The following is a 15,383-nucleotide window of genomic DNA, read 5'->3' as shown; positions in this document are numbered from 1 at the left end:
CAGAAAAGACTTTCTGGTAGGTAATATATTCTCTGATATAATTGTTGGTTTGTAGTTAAACATTATGTTATAATAATGAATCTAATGCGCGTTTTTTTGGGATTCTATTTTAGAATTCTCCATGTGCGTTTTGGTCAAACTGTCGGGCTGACTTCGACGCTACTACATAAAAAAGCCTTAGTCGGCCTGGCACGCTATGTACCTGGACTGACTAAGGCGGTATGGCTGGCTAACCGTCCGAATAGCTGGGCTACAGACCTTCAGAGGGAAGTGTTTCGGCTGGCTGGTACGATTTAGGAAGCGATGCTTTTCCGTTCGTGCCGTTCGCGTGTTCGGCCTGATGGTTTCCGTTTACCCGATTGTGCACAACCAGCCGGTCTTTACGGAGCTGACGTTGTTCATCGTCGTTAAGTACGGTTCTAACAGCTTCGCCCTGGCCGTAACCGTCGTTGAAGTTACTGATGCGGCTATCCGTCTGGGCTAATTTGAGCTCAGCGAGCAGTTCACTAAGTTCGGTGGTAAGCGTGCGTCGTTGATCGCGCAGCTCGTTCAGATCGGCGAGCAGGTCAAGATTGTGCTGCAGTACGTTTTGCCGACTGTTCTGCTCGGCCAGTTGGGCTTCCAGCGGGCTGAGTTCTTTCTCGACCCGTTTCAGTCGACGCCGAAGTTTGCCCAGTTTGATATCAGCCTGCAACCAGCGGAACCAGAAGGCCGACAATACCGGGAGAGCGATACCCAGACAAACCGCGCCAGCCAGCGCAAACAAAATTCCGCTGAGTACGAACGATAGTAAGGCCCAGGGACTATTGACAAGAGCCAGGTTTAACTCACTCGATTCAGACAGTTGTTTTTCTATTTTAGCCAGTGTGGCCGCATCGAGGGTCTGTGTAGCGGCCGTTGGATCGCTGCTTAGCTGAAGCTGGCGAATCGATTTATTAATGGCCGACTTGAGCTGATCAGTCCGGTAGGCTTCGTACCTGAACCAGCCCAATACGGCCAGAGTCAGCACGGCAAACAAAGCCAGCGCAATCTTGAACCGTTCATATTTCCCCTGATTCTGTTCCGGGTTCTCCTGATAAGGCTTCTCAATCAGTCGATCGTAAGCAGGTTTGAGCAGAATCGACACCATGGCCAGACCAATAGCAAACGCCCAGGCTTCGTTGGGGTTTCTGATGTTGAGCGCGTAGGCAACAATTTCGTGCGAGATGATCAGGTCGCCCGCCAGGAATGAAATGCCGGCTACCAGAAACAGCAGCCCGGCCAGCAGTGAGTAATCGGGCGTATTTTTGACCCGTCGTTCGCGTAAGGCATCGCGCTCAGCTTCTATAGCCTCCCGATTAGATTCATGTTGTCTGACCTGTCTGGATAGGCGCTCGACCTGTACGGTATGGTTCTGCAACTCGGCATAGGCAGCGCGGTTATCTTCGGTAGTCTGGGCGATATGTCGATCCAGGTTGACAAGTTCGTTTCGTTTCTCGTTTATTCGGTCCGTCAGCCAATTGGTATTTACCTGACTAGATAGGTAGCCTTCGTAATTCGTTCGTTCGACCCCCTCTAGACCGCTGGCATAGCCATGCTGAAAGTCAGGATGATTGGTTGGTTCCATGCGTTCTGGGTTCACATTTTCTGTCCGGTTATTCATTGCCGGTTAAGGGTGCGTTTATAGAAAACGCCCTCAAATACGTGAATAGTGCCCCATTCAAGCAAATGTTAGTCGGAAATAGGTGTCGAAACCGGGGGATTTTTCCGGACGTAGAGCCAGCGGAACAAGCCGTACCCTATCAGCAGCAGCCCTACAAACAGCAGGCTCAATCCGGGATTATACCATAAGATAGCCAGCAGGCAAACCACCGACAGCATGAGCGCTGTTAAGGGAACTGCGGGGTAAAAAGGTGTACGAAACGGACGTGCCAGACCCGGCTCCGAACGTCTCAACCTGAACAAACTGAGCAGGCTGACCAGGTACATAACCAGCGCACCGATTACCGACAGGGTGATGATTTCGCCGGTTGTGCCTGAAAATAAAGCGGCCAGTCCAACCAGGCCACCACCAATCAACGACCAGTGCGGGGTTCGGAAACGTCCATTGACCGTTGCCAGAAATCGGGGCAGGTAGCCAGCCCGCGCCAGGGCAAATAGTTGCCGCGAGTAACCCAGCGTATTGGCGTGGAACGAAGCGATTAACCCAAACAGACCCAGTCCGGCAAAGACCTTGGCCCAGGAATTCTGTCGGCCCAGCACCATGGCCAGGGTTTCGGGTAAGGGATAATCGATCTGGCTGAGCAGCCGCCAGTCGCCAACGCCAGCGCACAGAATCATGGTCCCGAGCGCGAGCAGGACCAGGGTGCCGATACTGAGCAGATAACCGCGCGGAATGGTACGGACAGGGTCCTTTACTTCTTCGGCAACCATAGCCACTCCCTCGATGGCGAGATAGAACCAGATAGCAAAAGGTAGGGCCGCAAATACCCCGCCAATGCCAAAGCCGTCGTTGTGAGCCAGCAGGTTCTCTGTTTTGTAAGCGGGGGCTACCAGTGCCATAAAGACCAGCAACTCGACCACTGACAGCACTGTCACGATAACGGAAAAGTTGGCTGACTCCCGCACGCCCAGGATATTCACACCAATAAAGACGATATAGGAAGCCACGGCCACCCCCAGAACGGGTAAGGCCGGATTGAGAAAATGGGCATAGGCGCCCAGGGCAGCCGCAATGGCGGGGGGCGCCATCAGAAAATCGACGAGGGTGGCAAAGCCCGCTACAAAGCCTCCCGTCGGGCCAAACGCCCGGAAAGCGTAAGCGAAGGGACCGCCTGCATCCGGAATAGCCGCTGTCAGTTCGGTATAGCTGAATATAAATGTCAGATACAGCACGGTTACGATCAGCGTAGCAATCAGGAATCCTACCGTGCCTGCCACGGCCCAACCGTAGTTCCAGCCAAAATACTCGCCCGAGATCACCATGCCAACGGCAATCGCCCAGAGCTGGGTGGTCGATAGGACTCGGCGAAGGGAGGCAGGTGGCGCAGCGGGTTCAGGCATAGCGTTACCGTTGTATGAAAATGTGTTGTAGAGCCGCCCACAGCCGCTTTTTTAGTTGTTGATCGGCTTCGATGGTTGGTAACGAATCAGCCATCAAAAACGTGATGCCGAAGAAACGAACAGGCTGGTAGCGGTCCATGGCAATATCGAGGTGAATCCGGTTGAAGGGTACGCCAAACGTTATAAAGTGATGGATCTTTTTGCCGTGAACCAGCTCCGCGAAGTCGACATCTCGTACCCCGTGTAGGTTGAGCAGGTCAACCCCATCGATGTTTAGGTTAACCGCCTTCAGGATTTTTTCCAGAAACAGGAGGTTGCTGGGGTCCAGCTCTTCGTCGGCCAGCAGAAGAACTTTATGATTGATCGGCGACAGGCGAGCCTGGTTCTGAGCGGGGGGCTGAACAGACGGAACGGTAGGGCGGGGTGCCTGAGGAGGTAGCGGCTCGGGGGTTATCAGCAACGGCACCGACGGAGCATCGACCGGCAGGGGCGACACGATCAGGTCGGCCGAATCGACCAGGATGGCTTCGGGCTCCGGGGCGGGTGCCTGGGCCGCCAGCTCATCCAGGGCGCTGATCAGATCAATCGTTGGGGTAAGGGCAGGGGCGGGTTCATGAACCGGAATGTCTGCCAGAACACTGGCTAGCGGCCCGGGACTCCAGCGTTCGTTCGGTATTCGGAAGAGCTGATCGGATTGATAGAGGGTCTGGTAAAGGGCTTTCGCTGACATAAGGAAACAAAACGGGACCTGCTTACTACCAAAAGTACGCAAAAAAGCCGAGCGAGCCCCGGGCGCCGACGTCAACAGCTATTGCCTTTTCAAGGCAGGGCGGGCATTCTGGGTGTCAATCAGACGCCTGACACGGGGTAGATAAATGGAATAGAAATTCAGAAAACGATAGACTGCACCGGACTGGCAGATCAGAAAACCAAGGTGCCCGGTTACAGCTGGCTTTGCCGACTGCAACCGGGCACCTTTAGAGAAACGTAGTATCGCGGAACCGATCAGGCCCCTGTTGATGCATCGACTTACAGGACACCCGCCGTTTGCCGATGAATGATGGCTTCGCGGTCGGGGCTGGTGGAAATAAAGCTGATCGGCAGGCCCAGCGACTCTTCCAGATAGTGGACATAGTTGGCCAGGGCTTCTGGCATGTCATCAAAGGCGTGGATGTTTGTCAGGTCGGTCTGCCAGCCTTTGAACGATTTATAGATGGGCTTCAGCTCAACATCGGTCATATCGTAAGGCAGGTGATCGGTGACGGTACCGTCCGGCATCTGGTAGTGCGTACACACCAAAATTTCGCTGAAGATATTCAACACGTCAACTTTCATCATCACCAGTTGCGTTACACCGTTGATCATGATAGCATACTTGAGCGCCGGCAGGTCGAGCCAGCCACACCGACGTGGCCGACCGGTTGTGGCGCCGAACTCACGACCTTCCTGACGAATCTGCTCGCCGGTGGCGTCCGACAGTTCGGTAGGAAAGGGGCCGCTTCCGACCCGGGTGCAGTAGGCTTTAAAAATGCCATAGACCTCCCCAATGCGCCCGGGTGCCACCCCCAGACCCGTACAGGCGCCTGCCGTCATGGTGTTGGAGGAGGTAACGAACGGGTAGGAACCAAAATCGATGTCGAGCAGGGAGCCCTGAGCGCCTTCGGCCAGCACCTTGCGTCCAGATTGCAGGGCTTCGTTTACGGCGTATTCGCTGTCGGTGAGCTGAAACTGCTTCATAAAGTCAACAGCGGCAAAGAATTCTTCTTCGGACTGGGGTAATACGGAAGCAAAGTCAAAGTTGTTCTGCTCCAGAATTACTTTATGAATAGCAACCAGACGGCTGTACTTATCGGCGAAATTAGGAGACAGGATGTCGCCAACCCGCAGCCCCTGACGGGCCACTTTATCCTGATAGGTAGGTCCGATGCCGCGCAGGGTCGACCCTATTTTCGATTCTCCCTTTGCCTGTTCATAAGCTGCATCGAGCAGGCGGTGGGTAGGTAGAATGATCGATGCCTTCTTCGATATCTGCAGGTTTTGGGTGAGGGGCAGGTTGAATTTGGCCAGCCCATCAATTTCGCGTTTGAAAACGATTGGGTCCAGTACAACGCCATTGCCGATGATGTTCAGAATGTCGTTACGGAAAATTCCGGAAGGAATCTGGTGCAATACGTGCTTGAAACCGTCGAACTCTAACGTATGTCCGGCATTGGGACCACCCTGAAACCGGGCTACAACCTGATACTGTGGAGCCAGTACGTCCACAATTTTACCTTTTCCTTCGTCGCCCCACTGGAGGCCTAATAAAACATCTACCATTACACCTGAAATAAAATTAACGCGTTTATGTCGTTCGTTATCGCTGTAAAACCGCGCTGCGTAGTGGAGCGACGGTTAAGGGAAAGTACGACCTGATGACTCATCTAACGGGACCAGATCGGTTGCTGGCCATGTATTCCGGAATGTGAACGCCCGGGGGCTGGGGCCAAAAGCATTAAGGTGTTCCAGTCGGGCTCTTGCTTCGTCGACCGTAGGCTGGTGGCCAGTCGGTACCCACCAGAGCACCGTCATCGACTCTTTAGGCTTCTCGAACCATTTGCCGCGGTTTTTCATGACAGCTGCATGCATAGTCCGGAAAACAAAAGCCTGCAGGTGCTCCAGTGATTGCCATACCGACATATTGACAATAATACGATCGTCGTCAAACGGGCGCAGGCTGGTGGCATCGTTCCCGTCCCCAGTCAGTCGCCAGATAAATCCCTCACTCTGCTCAGCCAGGGCGTTAACGGTTGCCAGTTGCGCCACAAAATCGGCCATAATCGGATGGTCGATCGTTGGCGCCAGCATACGGGATATATTCAACTGAGCGAGATGCATTTGGCTTACACGAATATGGCTTCCTTAATTAAACGATTGCGGCTTGTATCTTACTGCCCGCTACTGATCGATACCTCTTCATCAGCACGTTCCATACCGGCCGCTTCGATACCGGCCGCATCTTTATTGGACTCACGCCGGTTTTCGCAGGGATCGCGCTGGCATGAACCGTAAAAAATCAGCGAGTGGTGCATGACATTGAACTTCAGCATGTCGCCGACCATATTCTGAATATTCTGCACACGGGGGTCGCAGAACTCCATCACTTTGTGGCAGTCGGTGCAGATAAGGTGGTCGTGCTGGCGGTAGCCATACGACTTTTCGTACTGAGCCAGGTTTCGACCAAACTGGTGTTTGGTAACCAGGTCGCAGTCGACCAGAACATCCAGGGTGTTGTACACGGTTGCCCGGCTGACCTGGTATTTTTTGTTCTTCATCGAGATATATAGCTCGTCGACATCGAAGTGGTCCTGACGGTTATAGATCTCTTCGAGTATAGCAAACCGTTCCGGGGTTTTACGGAGGCCTTTCCGTTCGAGGTAGGCCGTAAAAATCATCCGGGCGGATTCTAAGTTAGATTGAGTCGGCGCAGTCATGTCTGTTCCGGTTGGTTGAAAGTGCAAAGGTAAGTAAGGTTTACGGGATTCGGTTTACGGAAGTTGTTGCAGGATATGATCTGCTTGACTGCCGTACCCCAAATCCCGTAAGTAAAGCTGATCAGGAGTCAAAACGGACAACTTCAAAAACGCCCTGTACCCGCTCCAGCTTACGCATGAGCGTTTCGAGGTGAGCGGTATCGTGAACGTAGAGCCGGATATTTCCTTCGAAGATTCCGTCTTTAGAATCGATGGTGACAGAGCGCATATTAATGTGCAGCTCATTACTGATGATTCGGGTCACATCGTTGACCAGGCCTACCCGGTCGGTACCGGTAATACGCAGACCAGATAAGAAGGCCAGCTCTTTCTGGCTGGTCCATTTAGCCTTGATAATCCGATTGCCATGATTCGACATTAACTCGACTGCGTTCGGACAGGTAACGCGGTGAATTTTGATGCCATCGTTGATGGTTACGAACCCAAACACGTCGTCGCCCGAAATGGGGTTACAGCATTTAGAGAGCGTATAATCGATGCGGTCCATATCCTCACCGATCAGCAGCATGTCGGCGTCGGCCCGTTCGCCATGAATTTTCTTTAGTTCTTTTACGAAGGCTTTGGCATCGGGCAGCGCATCGGTGTTGAGCTTGTTGGCGCGGTTTTCCCGGGCTTCCTTGTCGGCCTTAAACTTCTTCAGCTCGCTGACATCGATATGCCCCTTGCCAACCCGGTAAAAGAAATCGTCGGTGGTTTTAGAGCCGAAGTAAGCCCGCAGCTGGTTGATGACCTCGTTAGACATCTCTACCCGCAGCACCCGCAGCTTTTTATTGACCAGCTCGCGCCCATCGGTCACGTAGCGTTTGTTCTCCTCTTTAATGAGGTCTTTGATCTTCGTCTTGGCTTTGGACGTCACTACGAACCGCAGCCAGTCTTCCGAAGGCTTCTGCCGGTTAGAAGTAATGACTTCAACCTGATCACCGTTCTGAAGTACATGGCTCAGCGGTACCAGTGTGTTGTTCACCTTTGCAGCCATACAGCGGGCTCCAATCTGCGTGTGGATGTCGAACGCGAAATCCAGGGCCGTCGAACCGCGCTGCAGGACCTTCAGGTCTCCCTTAGGGGTAAAAACAAAAACCTCTTCGCTGTAGAGATTGCTTCTGAAGTCATCGACAAACTCAATGGCAGCTTTTTTGTCCCCGTTGCTGGCCGACTCGATCATGTCGCGCACCTGGCTGATCCAGGCTTCGATCCCAGCCCCGGTCTGGGTATCATTTCCTTTATATTTCCAGTGAGCTGCGTAGCCTTTCTCGGCAATCTCGTTCATCCGTTCGGTACGGATCTGCACTTCTACCCACTGCCCCGACTTGCTCATGACTGTGGTATGTAATGACTCATAGCCGTTGGTGCGGGGGGTGCTGATCCAGTCTTTCAACCGGTCTGGGTTAGGTTTATAATGGTCGGTAACAATCGAATACGCCCGCCAGCAGGCCGCTTTCTCCTCTTCGGGGGGTACGTTCAGGATGATCCGAACGGCAAACAGGTCGTAAATCTCTTCGAACGGCTTCTTCGACTTGTTAAGTTTTGTCCAGATCGAGTAGATGGATTTCGGCCGACCCTTGATTACGAATTTGATGTTGGTATCGGTCAGGTCAGTTTCGATTGGTTCGATGAATCGGCCAATAAACCGGTCGCGGGCAATCTTGGTCTCGCGCAGCTTGCGGGCAATGTCTTTATAGGCTTCCGGCTCTACGTGTTTGAGGTATAGATCTTCGAGTTCCGATTTAATGGCGTACAAGCCCAGTCGGTGGGCGAGGGGGGCATAGATATAGATCGTCTCAGCCGCAATTTTCAACTGCTTGTCGCGGGGCATCGAGTCGAGTGTCCGCATATTATGCAGCCGGTCGGCGAGCTTGATCAGAATGACCCGAACATCGTCCGAAAGGGTAAGCAGCATTTTCCGGAAATTCTCGGCCTGCTGCGACGTGCCATACTCGAAGATACCCGAAATCTTGGTCAGACCGTCGATAATGCGGGCTACTTTGGGCCCAAATGCCCGGTCTATATCGTCGATGGTTGTATCCGTGTCTTCAACGACATCGTGAAGCAGAGCGGCTACAATACTGGTAGTACCCAGGCCAATCTCATCAACGGCAATCTGAGCAACGGCCAGCGGGTGGTAGATGTAAGGTTCGCCCGACCGCCGACGCATGTTTTTATGGGCTTCGGCAGAGGTGTTAAACGCTTTTTTGATCAGCTTGGCGTCGTTGTCTTTCAACATCGGTTTGGCTGAGCGCAGCAGTCGTCGGTACCGTTTTAAAATTTCCTGTCGTTCCTGCTCCAGGTCGATAACGGGTTCGACACTGGGCCGGGACTCAATTGCATTGATCATAGTTGGCGTCTATTCAGGAATGGCCTTTGGTTGTACTCGTACTACCAAGATAACAAATTAATAATCTAAAATCGACGGGCTGTCTTATAAAAATAAAACATGGAGGCAGGAGCTTGGCGATTTGCAGATTCTTCGTACTTTTGCGGGCCGAAACAGTTAAACAGCGCGGTTGATTTGGCTTAAAAAAGCGAATAACCAGACTGGTCAACTGTTCTCCACCTGCGGGCGTGGCGAAATTGGTAGACGTGCCAGACTTAGGATCTGGTGCCGCAAGGCATGGGGGTTCGAGTCCCTCCGCCCGTACAAAGTACATTGAGCGATTGAGTAATTGAGTGATTGAGCGATTTCTACCGGAAGCCACTCTCACCCAATCGCTCAATCGCTCAATCACTAAATAGCAATCATCATGGACATTACGCTCGAAAAAGCCAGCGACACCAACGCTTCGCTGAAGATTACGCTTACCCCGGCCGATTATAAGCCCGAAGTCGATAAGAAACTGAAAGATTATGGCCGTAAGGTACAGTTGAAAGGATTCCGTCCTGGTCACGTGCCTGCGTCGCTGGTTCAGAAAATGTACGGTAAAAGCATTCTGGTCGACGAGATCAACTCGATGCTGAGCCGGACCGTGAGCCAGTACATCCGCGAAAATAAACTTCAGGTTGTTGGCGACCCCGTTCCAAACCGCGAACAGGCAGATGCCATCGACTGGGATAACCAGACCGATTTTGCCTTTAGTTACACACTGGGGCTGGCATCGGAGTTCAATATCGATTTTGCCGAGCTGCCCAGCGTAACCCGCTACGAGATTCAGGCTGGCGAAACGGAAGTAAACAACACCATTGCTGACCTGCAGCAGCGTTTCCATGGTCACGCTCACGGCGAAGAAGTAGGTGAAACCGATACGATTTATGGCGAACTGGTTCAGACCAGCGCGCCCGAATCAGGGGAGTTGTTCTCGGCCAAAACCGCTTTCCCAATGGACAAAATGGCTGAAGAGGCCAAGGGTCAGTTCGTGGGCAAGAAAAAAGGTGACGTTATCAGCTTCGTACTGGAGCAGGCGTTCCCCGACGAGAAGGCTCGGGCCAACGCTACCGGCGTGAAAAAAGAAGAAGCCGCTGCCCTGACGGGTGAGTTCAGCTTCACGATTGATGACATTACCCGGCATGAGCCAGCCGAACTGAACCAGGAGTTCTTCGACAAGGTGCTGGGTGCCGGTGCGGTTGAGGACGAAGCGCAGTTCCGTACGAAAGTAGCCGAAGTCATTCGGGGCAATTACGCCCGCGAAGCCGATCAGCTCCTGCGGCTCGACATCGAAAAAAACCTGATCGATAATACGCCGATTTTGCTTCCCGACGAGTTCCTGAAAAACTGGTTGCTCGAAGTGAACGAAGGGAAGTTTACCCCCGAGCAGATCGACGAGCAGTACGACGACTTCACCAAATCGGTAAAGCTGCAGTTGATCAAAAACAAGATCGCTGAAAACGCAGATATAAAAGTTGAGTTTGACGAGGTACTGGACGCAACCCGTCAGATGGTACGGGAGCAGTTCGGCTTTATGGGCAGCGAAAACGAAGAAATGGATAAAACCATTGATCGGATTGCCCGTAACTACCTCATGGATGAGAAGAACAACGGCCAGAACTACACCAGCACATTTAACCGTGTTTATGACGATAAGGTAATCGAGTACGCCAAAACCCAGCTGACCATTGTGTCGCAGGAAGTAACGGTCGATGAGTTCAAAGCACTGGTCGAAAATCGGTAGGTCTACAGCTAACTACTGATTGCCATACATAGAACAGAAAAGGCCCGTCAATTGCTGACGGGCCTTTTCTGTTCAGCTACTGCCGGGTCTATTGATACTGGATATACATTGGCTTGGGCGTTAGCGCCAGCACTTCGGCGGGGGTCATGATGCGCGAACCGGGCTTGCGGAAGTCGTTTTCGTAGAACAGTTTGAAGCCGGTGTACTGAACCGGTTCTTTCTGAATGTAGTCATGATACGAATCTTTCTTCAGCACCGGCGGGCCCCAGCCATCCATATCCATAACGATCTGCACGTTTGGGTCTAGCTTGATGTTTTTGTAGTTCTTGACCATGCCCTGCGTAAAGCGGTGAACGACCAGTACCTTGGGTGGAAGGTTGTTTTCTTTCACGATACGGCTCAGAAACTGGACCGCCTGGTTGATATCTGCAGCATCGTAGCTTCCGATTTTAGTGCCGGGCTTTGCACCGGTTACCATCGAAAACTCAGGGTCGATGCCCAGATGAACGAAGGGGAGTTTCAGGTATTTTTCCATATAGGCCATCTCGGGACCCAGTGGCGCATGGCCCCGCTGAATATCCAGAAAGACAATGGCTTTGTGCTCGTTCCCCCACTTCAGCACTTTCTTGATGGTTTTGTCCGACATGCGCATGCGGTAGCCGCCGTCTTTGCCCGGGGCGCCCTGGGCCGAGGTGGCTACCAGGTGCAAGGCTGGCTGGATGGGCGTAGCTGGGTCGGCTTTCTGCCAGTTCTTGATCTCTTCGTCCAGCCGGCGCAACATTTCCTCTTTGGGGTACTTACCCAGAATCCCCATTTTTTTGGAATGAGGGTTACCATAATAGGCAAAGATGCGTTTGTTGGGCAAAAGAGCACCGGTCGGCGCGTAGGTCAACGAATCTAGGGTAGAGTCGCCGGTCGAAACGGCATTGGCGGGCCGTGATGCCGTTGCTGGCTTAGGGGCTGGCGTGCCCGATGAGTCGGAAGAGGCAGTTGGTTTGGCCGAGGCTTCGGCGGTCAACTGCCCGGACGTTGCCTGTTTTGATTCGGAAGAACAGCCAGTCAGGTGACTGAGGGCCAGTATAGTACTAGCGGCCAGTAAAAAACGCATGCTATAGAAAGAAAGTTGATTGCCTGTAGACACAAAAAAAGGGTTAATCGCCAGTTAAGAGTGCGTTAACCCTATCATGCAAGTATAGAATCTTGCGGTAACTTTTCAAAGAATAAATTCACCAAGGCCCTGACGGATGATAGAAAATTCGTCGTCGGTGGCATCAATTATGGTCGAGGCCACATTACCACCGTAGCCGCCATCAATCACGATATCGACCTGATTCCTGAATTTTTCGTAGATCAGTTCCGGGTCGGTCGAGTATTCGATGACTTCATCTTCATCGCGGATGGAAGTGGTAATGATGGGGTTTTCGAGCTGGTGAACAATCTGTCTGGGTATATCGTGATCGGGTACCCGTATGCCTACGGTTTTCTTGTTGGTGTTGAGCAGCTTCGGTACATTGTTGGTGGCCTCCAGCAGAAACGTGAACGGACCGGGCAACAGCCGTTTCATCACTTTGAAGGCCTGATTGCTTACCCGGGCGTAATCGGCGATGTGGCTCAGGTCGTAACAGATGAATGAGAAGTCGTTTTTGGCTGGCTTAATTCCTTTGATGCGGGCTACCCGCTCAACGGCACGCGCGTTGTGAATATCGCATCCCATGCCGTAAACGGTATCGGTCGGGTATATGACGACGGCTCCGTTGCGCAGGGCTTTGACAACCTGCTCGATCCGGCGCAGGTCAGGGTTTTTAGGATATAACTTTAAAAATTCAGCAGCCATATTCGTTCGGGATAGCGAGCAGCAGGTGGTGTTGTGGTAACGACAGATAACACCCTTGTGTTTCTGCCCATACCAACCACGTGGGAGCAAGACTAGATCCTGACCCGTCAGGAACGTATTTACGATCGGCTGGGCAACGCAAAGGCCTGCCGGGCATAGTGCCGGTACAAGCTGTTAACCGGCACCTGTAATCGGCTGAGCGCCAGAACAAATTTGGTAAGCAGTCCCGGCTGTTCGATCCGGTTCAGAAGCCGGCCAAACTGCCGAACGAGTCCGTACTGTTCAGCGTAATAGGCTTTGCGGATAAATTTCCGGATTCGGCCGGCCAGGGCCTGGTACTCATCCGCCGTGTGGCACCGCTCCAGGGCTTTCTGACAAACGATCAGCGACGAATGGAGTAAGGCATTATCGGGTTTGACAACCTGAGCTGCGAGTGAGTCCGGTAGCTGCCGTTTCAGCGTCAGCACCTCATCCAGGTAAGCATAATGATACAGCCGTGCTGACCGAACCCAGAAATCAAAATCTTCGTAGGCGAGTGATTCGTCATAGCCGCCCAGTTCGTTCAGCACGTCGCGCCGAATCATCATCGTCGGGGTGCAGATGAAGTAAGATTCCAGCACATTACGGAAGACGTTACCGGAGGGTACTACCGTACTGGACCGCCCGTGTGGGTCTGTCGGGTAGTGAGACGAAAGCCGTCGGCCCTGTTCGTCGATATAGTCCGCATTGGAAAAGACGACGGCGTAGGGCCCCGATAGCCGTTCGAACAGCTCAACCTGCTTGGAGATGCGGCCGGGCAGAAGCACATCGTCGGCGGACAGGTCAATAACGTACCGGCCCCGCGCCAATGACAGACCCTGGTTGAAAGCGCGGTTCAGGCCTATGTTTGTTGTGTTTTGAAGAAACTGCAGATTGGGGTGTTGCCGGGCAAACCGACTGATACACCCGGACGTCGCGTCTGTACTGGCATTGTCGATAACGATCAGCTCGACGTTCGGATAATCCTGTTCTACAACAGATTGAAGGGCCTCTTCTACGTAACGCTGGTGATTATAAGCCGTACAGATAACCGTCACCCAGGGTTTGATCCGATTCAGATACGGACCCATTGGTAAGGGAGTAAACTGACCAGTAACAGAAGTCATCTACAAAAAAAGTTTACAAACACCGTTCGGTATAACCGGCGGAGTTGAGTTGTTAACCTAAAATTACACACCTGTTGTAACCCGGTTGCCCATAATTTTAGTAAACGGAAAAAGGTTTTTTAATACCCTTCGCATCCGGGAAAGTTGGCACGGTTTTTACCAATGTCTGTATGAACCTGTTTTGTTGTCGTGCCAGAAGTGGCACACGCAGAAGGGTGCTTTTACATTTATGGGTTAGGGTTCACAAACGCCACCTCAGCTATTGGAGGTGGCGTTTGTTGTTTTCTCGGCTACACTAGGGTTTTTGTCCCCCTCGAGATTGTACAGCGCCACGTTCATCTCAAAACCCAGAATAAGTAAGAGTGAAATCAGGTTGATCCAGATCATGAGTGCAATGAGCGTGCCTATCGATCCGTATACCTTGTTGTATGACCCGAAGTTAGATACGTAGTAGGAGAAGCCGAGGGTTGTCAGAACGATCAGGACCGATGCGATGATAGACCCCGGGGTGACAAAGGCCCATTTCATATCAACGTCAGGTCCGAACCGGTAAATCACCGAAACCGCTCCCACAAAGACAGCAAAGACCAGCAGGTAACGGGCTACGGCCAGCAAGTTGACGAACACCACATTATTCAAAATACCGAAGCGGAGCAGATACTCACTGACAACCCCACCAATAATCAGCACAACAATGGCCAGAATCAGGGCTATAGCCAGCGTGAAGGTCAGCCCCACGGCTACGCCCCGAACTTTGAAGAAGCCACGGCTGTCTTCTGACTCGTGCGACGAGTTAAACGCATTCATAAGCGCTACCAAACCACTTGTGGCCGAATAGAGCGCCAGCAGGAAACCGAACGACAGCACACCGCTTCTTGGCCGACTGATGATGTCGCGGATGGTGGTAGCCACCGAACTGAACGTGTCTCCTGGTAGTACCCGCTGGAAGAACGCCATAATCTGCTCCTCCAGATTAGGAATTGGAATGTAGGGGATGAGCGTAAACAGGAAGATAATTGTAGGAAATACGGCCAGTATCAGGCTGTACGCAACGGAAGCCGCCCGCTCGCTGGTGTCGTTTTCAATTACTTTGTTCGTCATCTTATTCAAAAACTCGTACCAGGAGGTTTTTGAATCGAACGGACGATGATCGTGCAGCCAGATGCGGGCACCTGACAGCGCGTCAAAGCTCATTAATTTGTCGAACATAACGTCAGAAGTTGGTAATGGCTGGTCAGGTTCTTTAGATGTTGTCAACCGACCCAGGTAACAACCTCTTTACTTGACACCCAGCCACATTTTTAACCTACTCCTGAAAAAAAGGTTTGGCAAGCTCGATCAAATCGTCAGGGGCCAGACAGGGACGCCCGGTATCGGACCGGATAAAGACGAGGGTTGTCTGGCCGGTGTTAAGCAGTACACCATGCTGGTTGAAGATCTCGTACGTGAAGAGAAAGCGGGTTTTGGGAAGCTGGGGCACCGTTACCCGAACCGTCAGCATATCATCGTATCGGGCCGGCCGAATGAAACGGGAGCTGAAGTCGTACACCGGCATCGAAATACCCCGTTCTTCGAGCTCTTTGTAGTTCAGCCCCAGCTGACGCAGGGCTTCTACCCGGCCTATCTCGTAAAACCGGGCGTAATTGCCGTAATAGACGACCCCCATCTGATCGGTGTCGTAATAGCGTACGCGAATGTCAGTAACGTCGTAAACAAACATGGAGACTTA

13 protein-coding genes and 1 tRNA gene are annotated in these 15,383 nt (G+C 52.4%); 2 read left to right on the top strand and 12 right to left on the bottom strand.

Features of this window, described 5'->3' with window-relative positions:
- Positions 1-250 precede the first annotated feature (250 nt).
- The 7 genes from FBR45_RS17400 to FBR45_RS17370 all read right to left on the bottom strand — a co-directional run bounded on the left by FBR45_RS17400 (position 251) and on the right by FBR45_RS17370 (position 8,907).
- Positions 251-1,606 carry an AAA family ATPase gene (locus FBR45_RS17400; RefSeq protein WP_138504589.1) on the bottom strand — a complete coding sequence of 452 codons (1,356 nt, stop codon included), beginning with the start codon at positions 1,604-1,606 and terminating at the stop codon, positions 251-253.
- Between the two features lie 104 nt (positions 1,607-1,710).
- The gene (eat, locus tag FBR45_RS17395; protein ID WP_138504587.1) at positions 1,711-3,042 is read right to left on the bottom strand and encodes an ethanolamine permease; all 1,332 of its coding nucleotides are present in this window, start codon (positions 3,040-3,042) and stop codon (positions 1,711-1,713) included.
- Positions 3,043-3,046: 4 nt separating this feature from the next.
- Positions 3,047-3,772 (bottom strand): hypothetical protein, encoded by a 726-nt coding sequence (locus FBR45_RS17390; protein ID WP_138504585.1) that lies wholly within the window; start codon positions 3,770-3,772, stop codon positions 3,047-3,049.
- Positions 3,773-4,071: 299 nt separating this feature from the next.
- Complete coding sequence (locus FBR45_RS17385; RefSeq protein ID WP_138504583.1) at positions 4,072-5,361, bottom strand: adenylosuccinate synthase; 1,290 nt, start codon at positions 5,359-5,361, stop codon at positions 4,072-4,074.
- 75 nt (positions 5,362-5,436) lie between these two features.
- Complete coding sequence (locus FBR45_RS17380) at positions 5,437-5,919, bottom strand: DUF3291 domain-containing protein (protein WP_138504581.1); 483 nt, start codon at positions 5,917-5,919, stop codon at positions 5,437-5,439.
- Positions 5,920-5,969: 50 nt separating this feature from the next.
- On the bottom strand, positions 5,970-6,515 hold the full coding sequence (locus tag FBR45_RS17375; RefSeq protein ID WP_138504579.1) for a Fur family transcriptional regulator: 546 nt from the start codon (positions 6,513-6,515) through the stop codon (positions 5,970-5,972).
- A 121-nt stretch (positions 6,516-6,636) separates the two neighbouring features.
- A complete protein-coding gene (locus FBR45_RS17370; protein WP_138504577.1) occupies positions 6,637-8,907 on the bottom strand; it encodes a RelA/SpoT family protein in 2,271 nt (756 codons plus the stop codon).
- A gap of 221 nt (positions 8,908-9,128) precedes the next feature.
- Between FBR45_RS17370 and FBR45_RS17365 the strand changes: the two genes are divergently transcribed.
- Positions 9,129-9,210: transfer RNA gene (locus FBR45_RS17365), tRNA-Leu, on the top strand.
- Between the two features lie 103 nt (positions 9,211-9,313).
- The gene (gene tig / locus FBR45_RS17360; RefSeq protein WP_138504575.1) at positions 9,314-10,675 is read left to right on the top strand and encodes a trigger factor; all 1,362 of its coding nucleotides are present in this window, start codon (positions 9,314-9,316) and stop codon (positions 10,673-10,675) included.
- A gap of 88 nt (positions 10,676-10,763) precedes the next feature.
- On the opposite strand, the gene FBR45_RS17355 is transcribed toward tig, so the two are convergent.
- The 5 genes from FBR45_RS17355 to FBR45_RS17335 all read right to left on the bottom strand — a co-directional run bounded on the left by FBR45_RS17355 (position 10,764) and on the right by FBR45_RS17335 (position 15,374).
- The gene (locus FBR45_RS17355; protein ID WP_170315651.1) at positions 10,764-11,783 is read right to left on the bottom strand and encodes a hypothetical protein; all 1,020 of its coding nucleotides are present in this window, start codon (positions 11,781-11,783) and stop codon (positions 10,764-10,766) included.
- Positions 11,784-11,888: 105 nt separating this feature from the next.
- On the bottom strand, positions 11,889-12,509 hold the full coding sequence (locus FBR45_RS17350; RefSeq protein WP_077923444.1) for an L-threonylcarbamoyladenylate synthase: 621 nt from the start codon (positions 12,507-12,509) through the stop codon (positions 11,889-11,891).
- A 119-nt stretch (positions 12,510-12,628) separates the two neighbouring features.
- A complete protein-coding gene (locus FBR45_RS17345) occupies positions 12,629-13,654 on the bottom strand; it encodes a glycosyltransferase family 2 protein (RefSeq protein WP_246082283.1) in 1,026 nt (341 codons plus the stop codon).
- A gap of 255 nt (positions 13,655-13,909) precedes the next feature.
- The gene (locus FBR45_RS17340) at positions 13,910-14,863 is read right to left on the bottom strand and encodes a YihY/virulence factor BrkB family protein (protein ID WP_138504573.1); all 954 of its coding nucleotides are present in this window, start codon (positions 14,861-14,863) and stop codon (positions 13,910-13,912) included.
- A 97-nt stretch (positions 14,864-14,960) separates the two neighbouring features.
- Positions 14,961-15,374 (bottom strand): acyl-CoA thioesterase, encoded by a 414-nt coding sequence (locus FBR45_RS17335; protein ID WP_138504571.1) that lies wholly within the window; start codon positions 15,372-15,374, stop codon positions 14,961-14,963.
- Between the last annotated feature and the right edge of the window lie 9 nt (positions 15,375-15,383).

The sequence above is a fragment of the Spirosoma lacussanchae genome, from assembly GCF_005870035.1.
GTDB lineage: Bacteria > Bacteroidota > Bacteroidia > Cytophagales > Spirosomataceae > Spirosoma > Spirosoma lacussanchae.
The sequence above is the reverse complement of the archived record's forward strand: the minus strand, read 5'-3'. Positions and strand labels throughout refer to the sequence as shown.

Bases quoted from the DNA above. Each gene is read 5' to 3' on its own strand.
- FBR45_RS17400 (WP_138504589.1), bottom strand. From the start codon at position 1,606: ATGGAACCAACCAATCATCCTGACTTTCAGCATGGCTATGCCAGCGGT.
- eat (WP_138504587.1), bottom strand. From the start codon at position 3,042: ATGCCTGAACCCGCTGCGCCACCTGCCTCCCTTCGCCGAGTCCTATCG.
- FBR45_RS17390 (WP_138504585.1), bottom strand. From the start codon at position 3,772: ATGTCAGCGAAAGCCCTTTACCAGACCCTCTATCAATCCGATCAGCTC.
- FBR45_RS17385 (WP_138504583.1), bottom strand. From the start codon at position 5,361: ATGGTAGATGTTTTATTAGGCCTCCAGTGGGGCGACGAAGGAAAAGGT.
- FBR45_RS17380 (WP_138504581.1), bottom strand. From the start codon at position 5,919: ATGCATCTCGCTCAGTTGAATATATCCCGTATGCTGGCGCCAACGATC.
- FBR45_RS17375 (WP_138504579.1), bottom strand. From the start codon at position 6,515: ATGACTGCGCCGACTCAATCTAACTTAGAATCCGCCCGGATGATTTTT.
- FBR45_RS17370 (WP_138504577.1), bottom strand. From the start codon at position 8,907: ATGATCAATGCAATTGAGTCCCGGCCCAGTGTCGAACCCGTTATCGAC.
- tig (WP_138504575.1), top strand. From the start codon at position 9,314: ATGGACATTACGCTCGAAAAAGCCAGCGACACCAACGCTTCGCTGAAG.
- FBR45_RS17355 (WP_170315651.1), bottom strand. From the start codon at position 11,783: ATGCGTTTTTTACTGGCCGCTAGTACTATACTGGCCCTCAGTCACCTG.
- FBR45_RS17350 (WP_077923444.1), bottom strand. From the start codon at position 12,509: ATGGCTGCTGAATTTTTAAAGTTATATCCTAAAAACCCTGACCTGCGC.
- FBR45_RS17345 (WP_246082283.1), bottom strand. From the start codon at position 13,654: ATGACTTCTGTTACTGGTCAGTTTACTCCCTTACCAATGGGTCCGTAT.
- FBR45_RS17340 (WP_138504573.1), bottom strand. From the start codon at position 14,863: ATGTTCGACAAATTAATGAGCTTTGACGCGCTGTCAGGTGCCCGCATC.
- FBR45_RS17335 (WP_138504571.1), bottom strand. From the start codon at position 15,374: ATGTTTGTTTACGACGTTACTGACATTCGCGTACGCTATTACGACACC.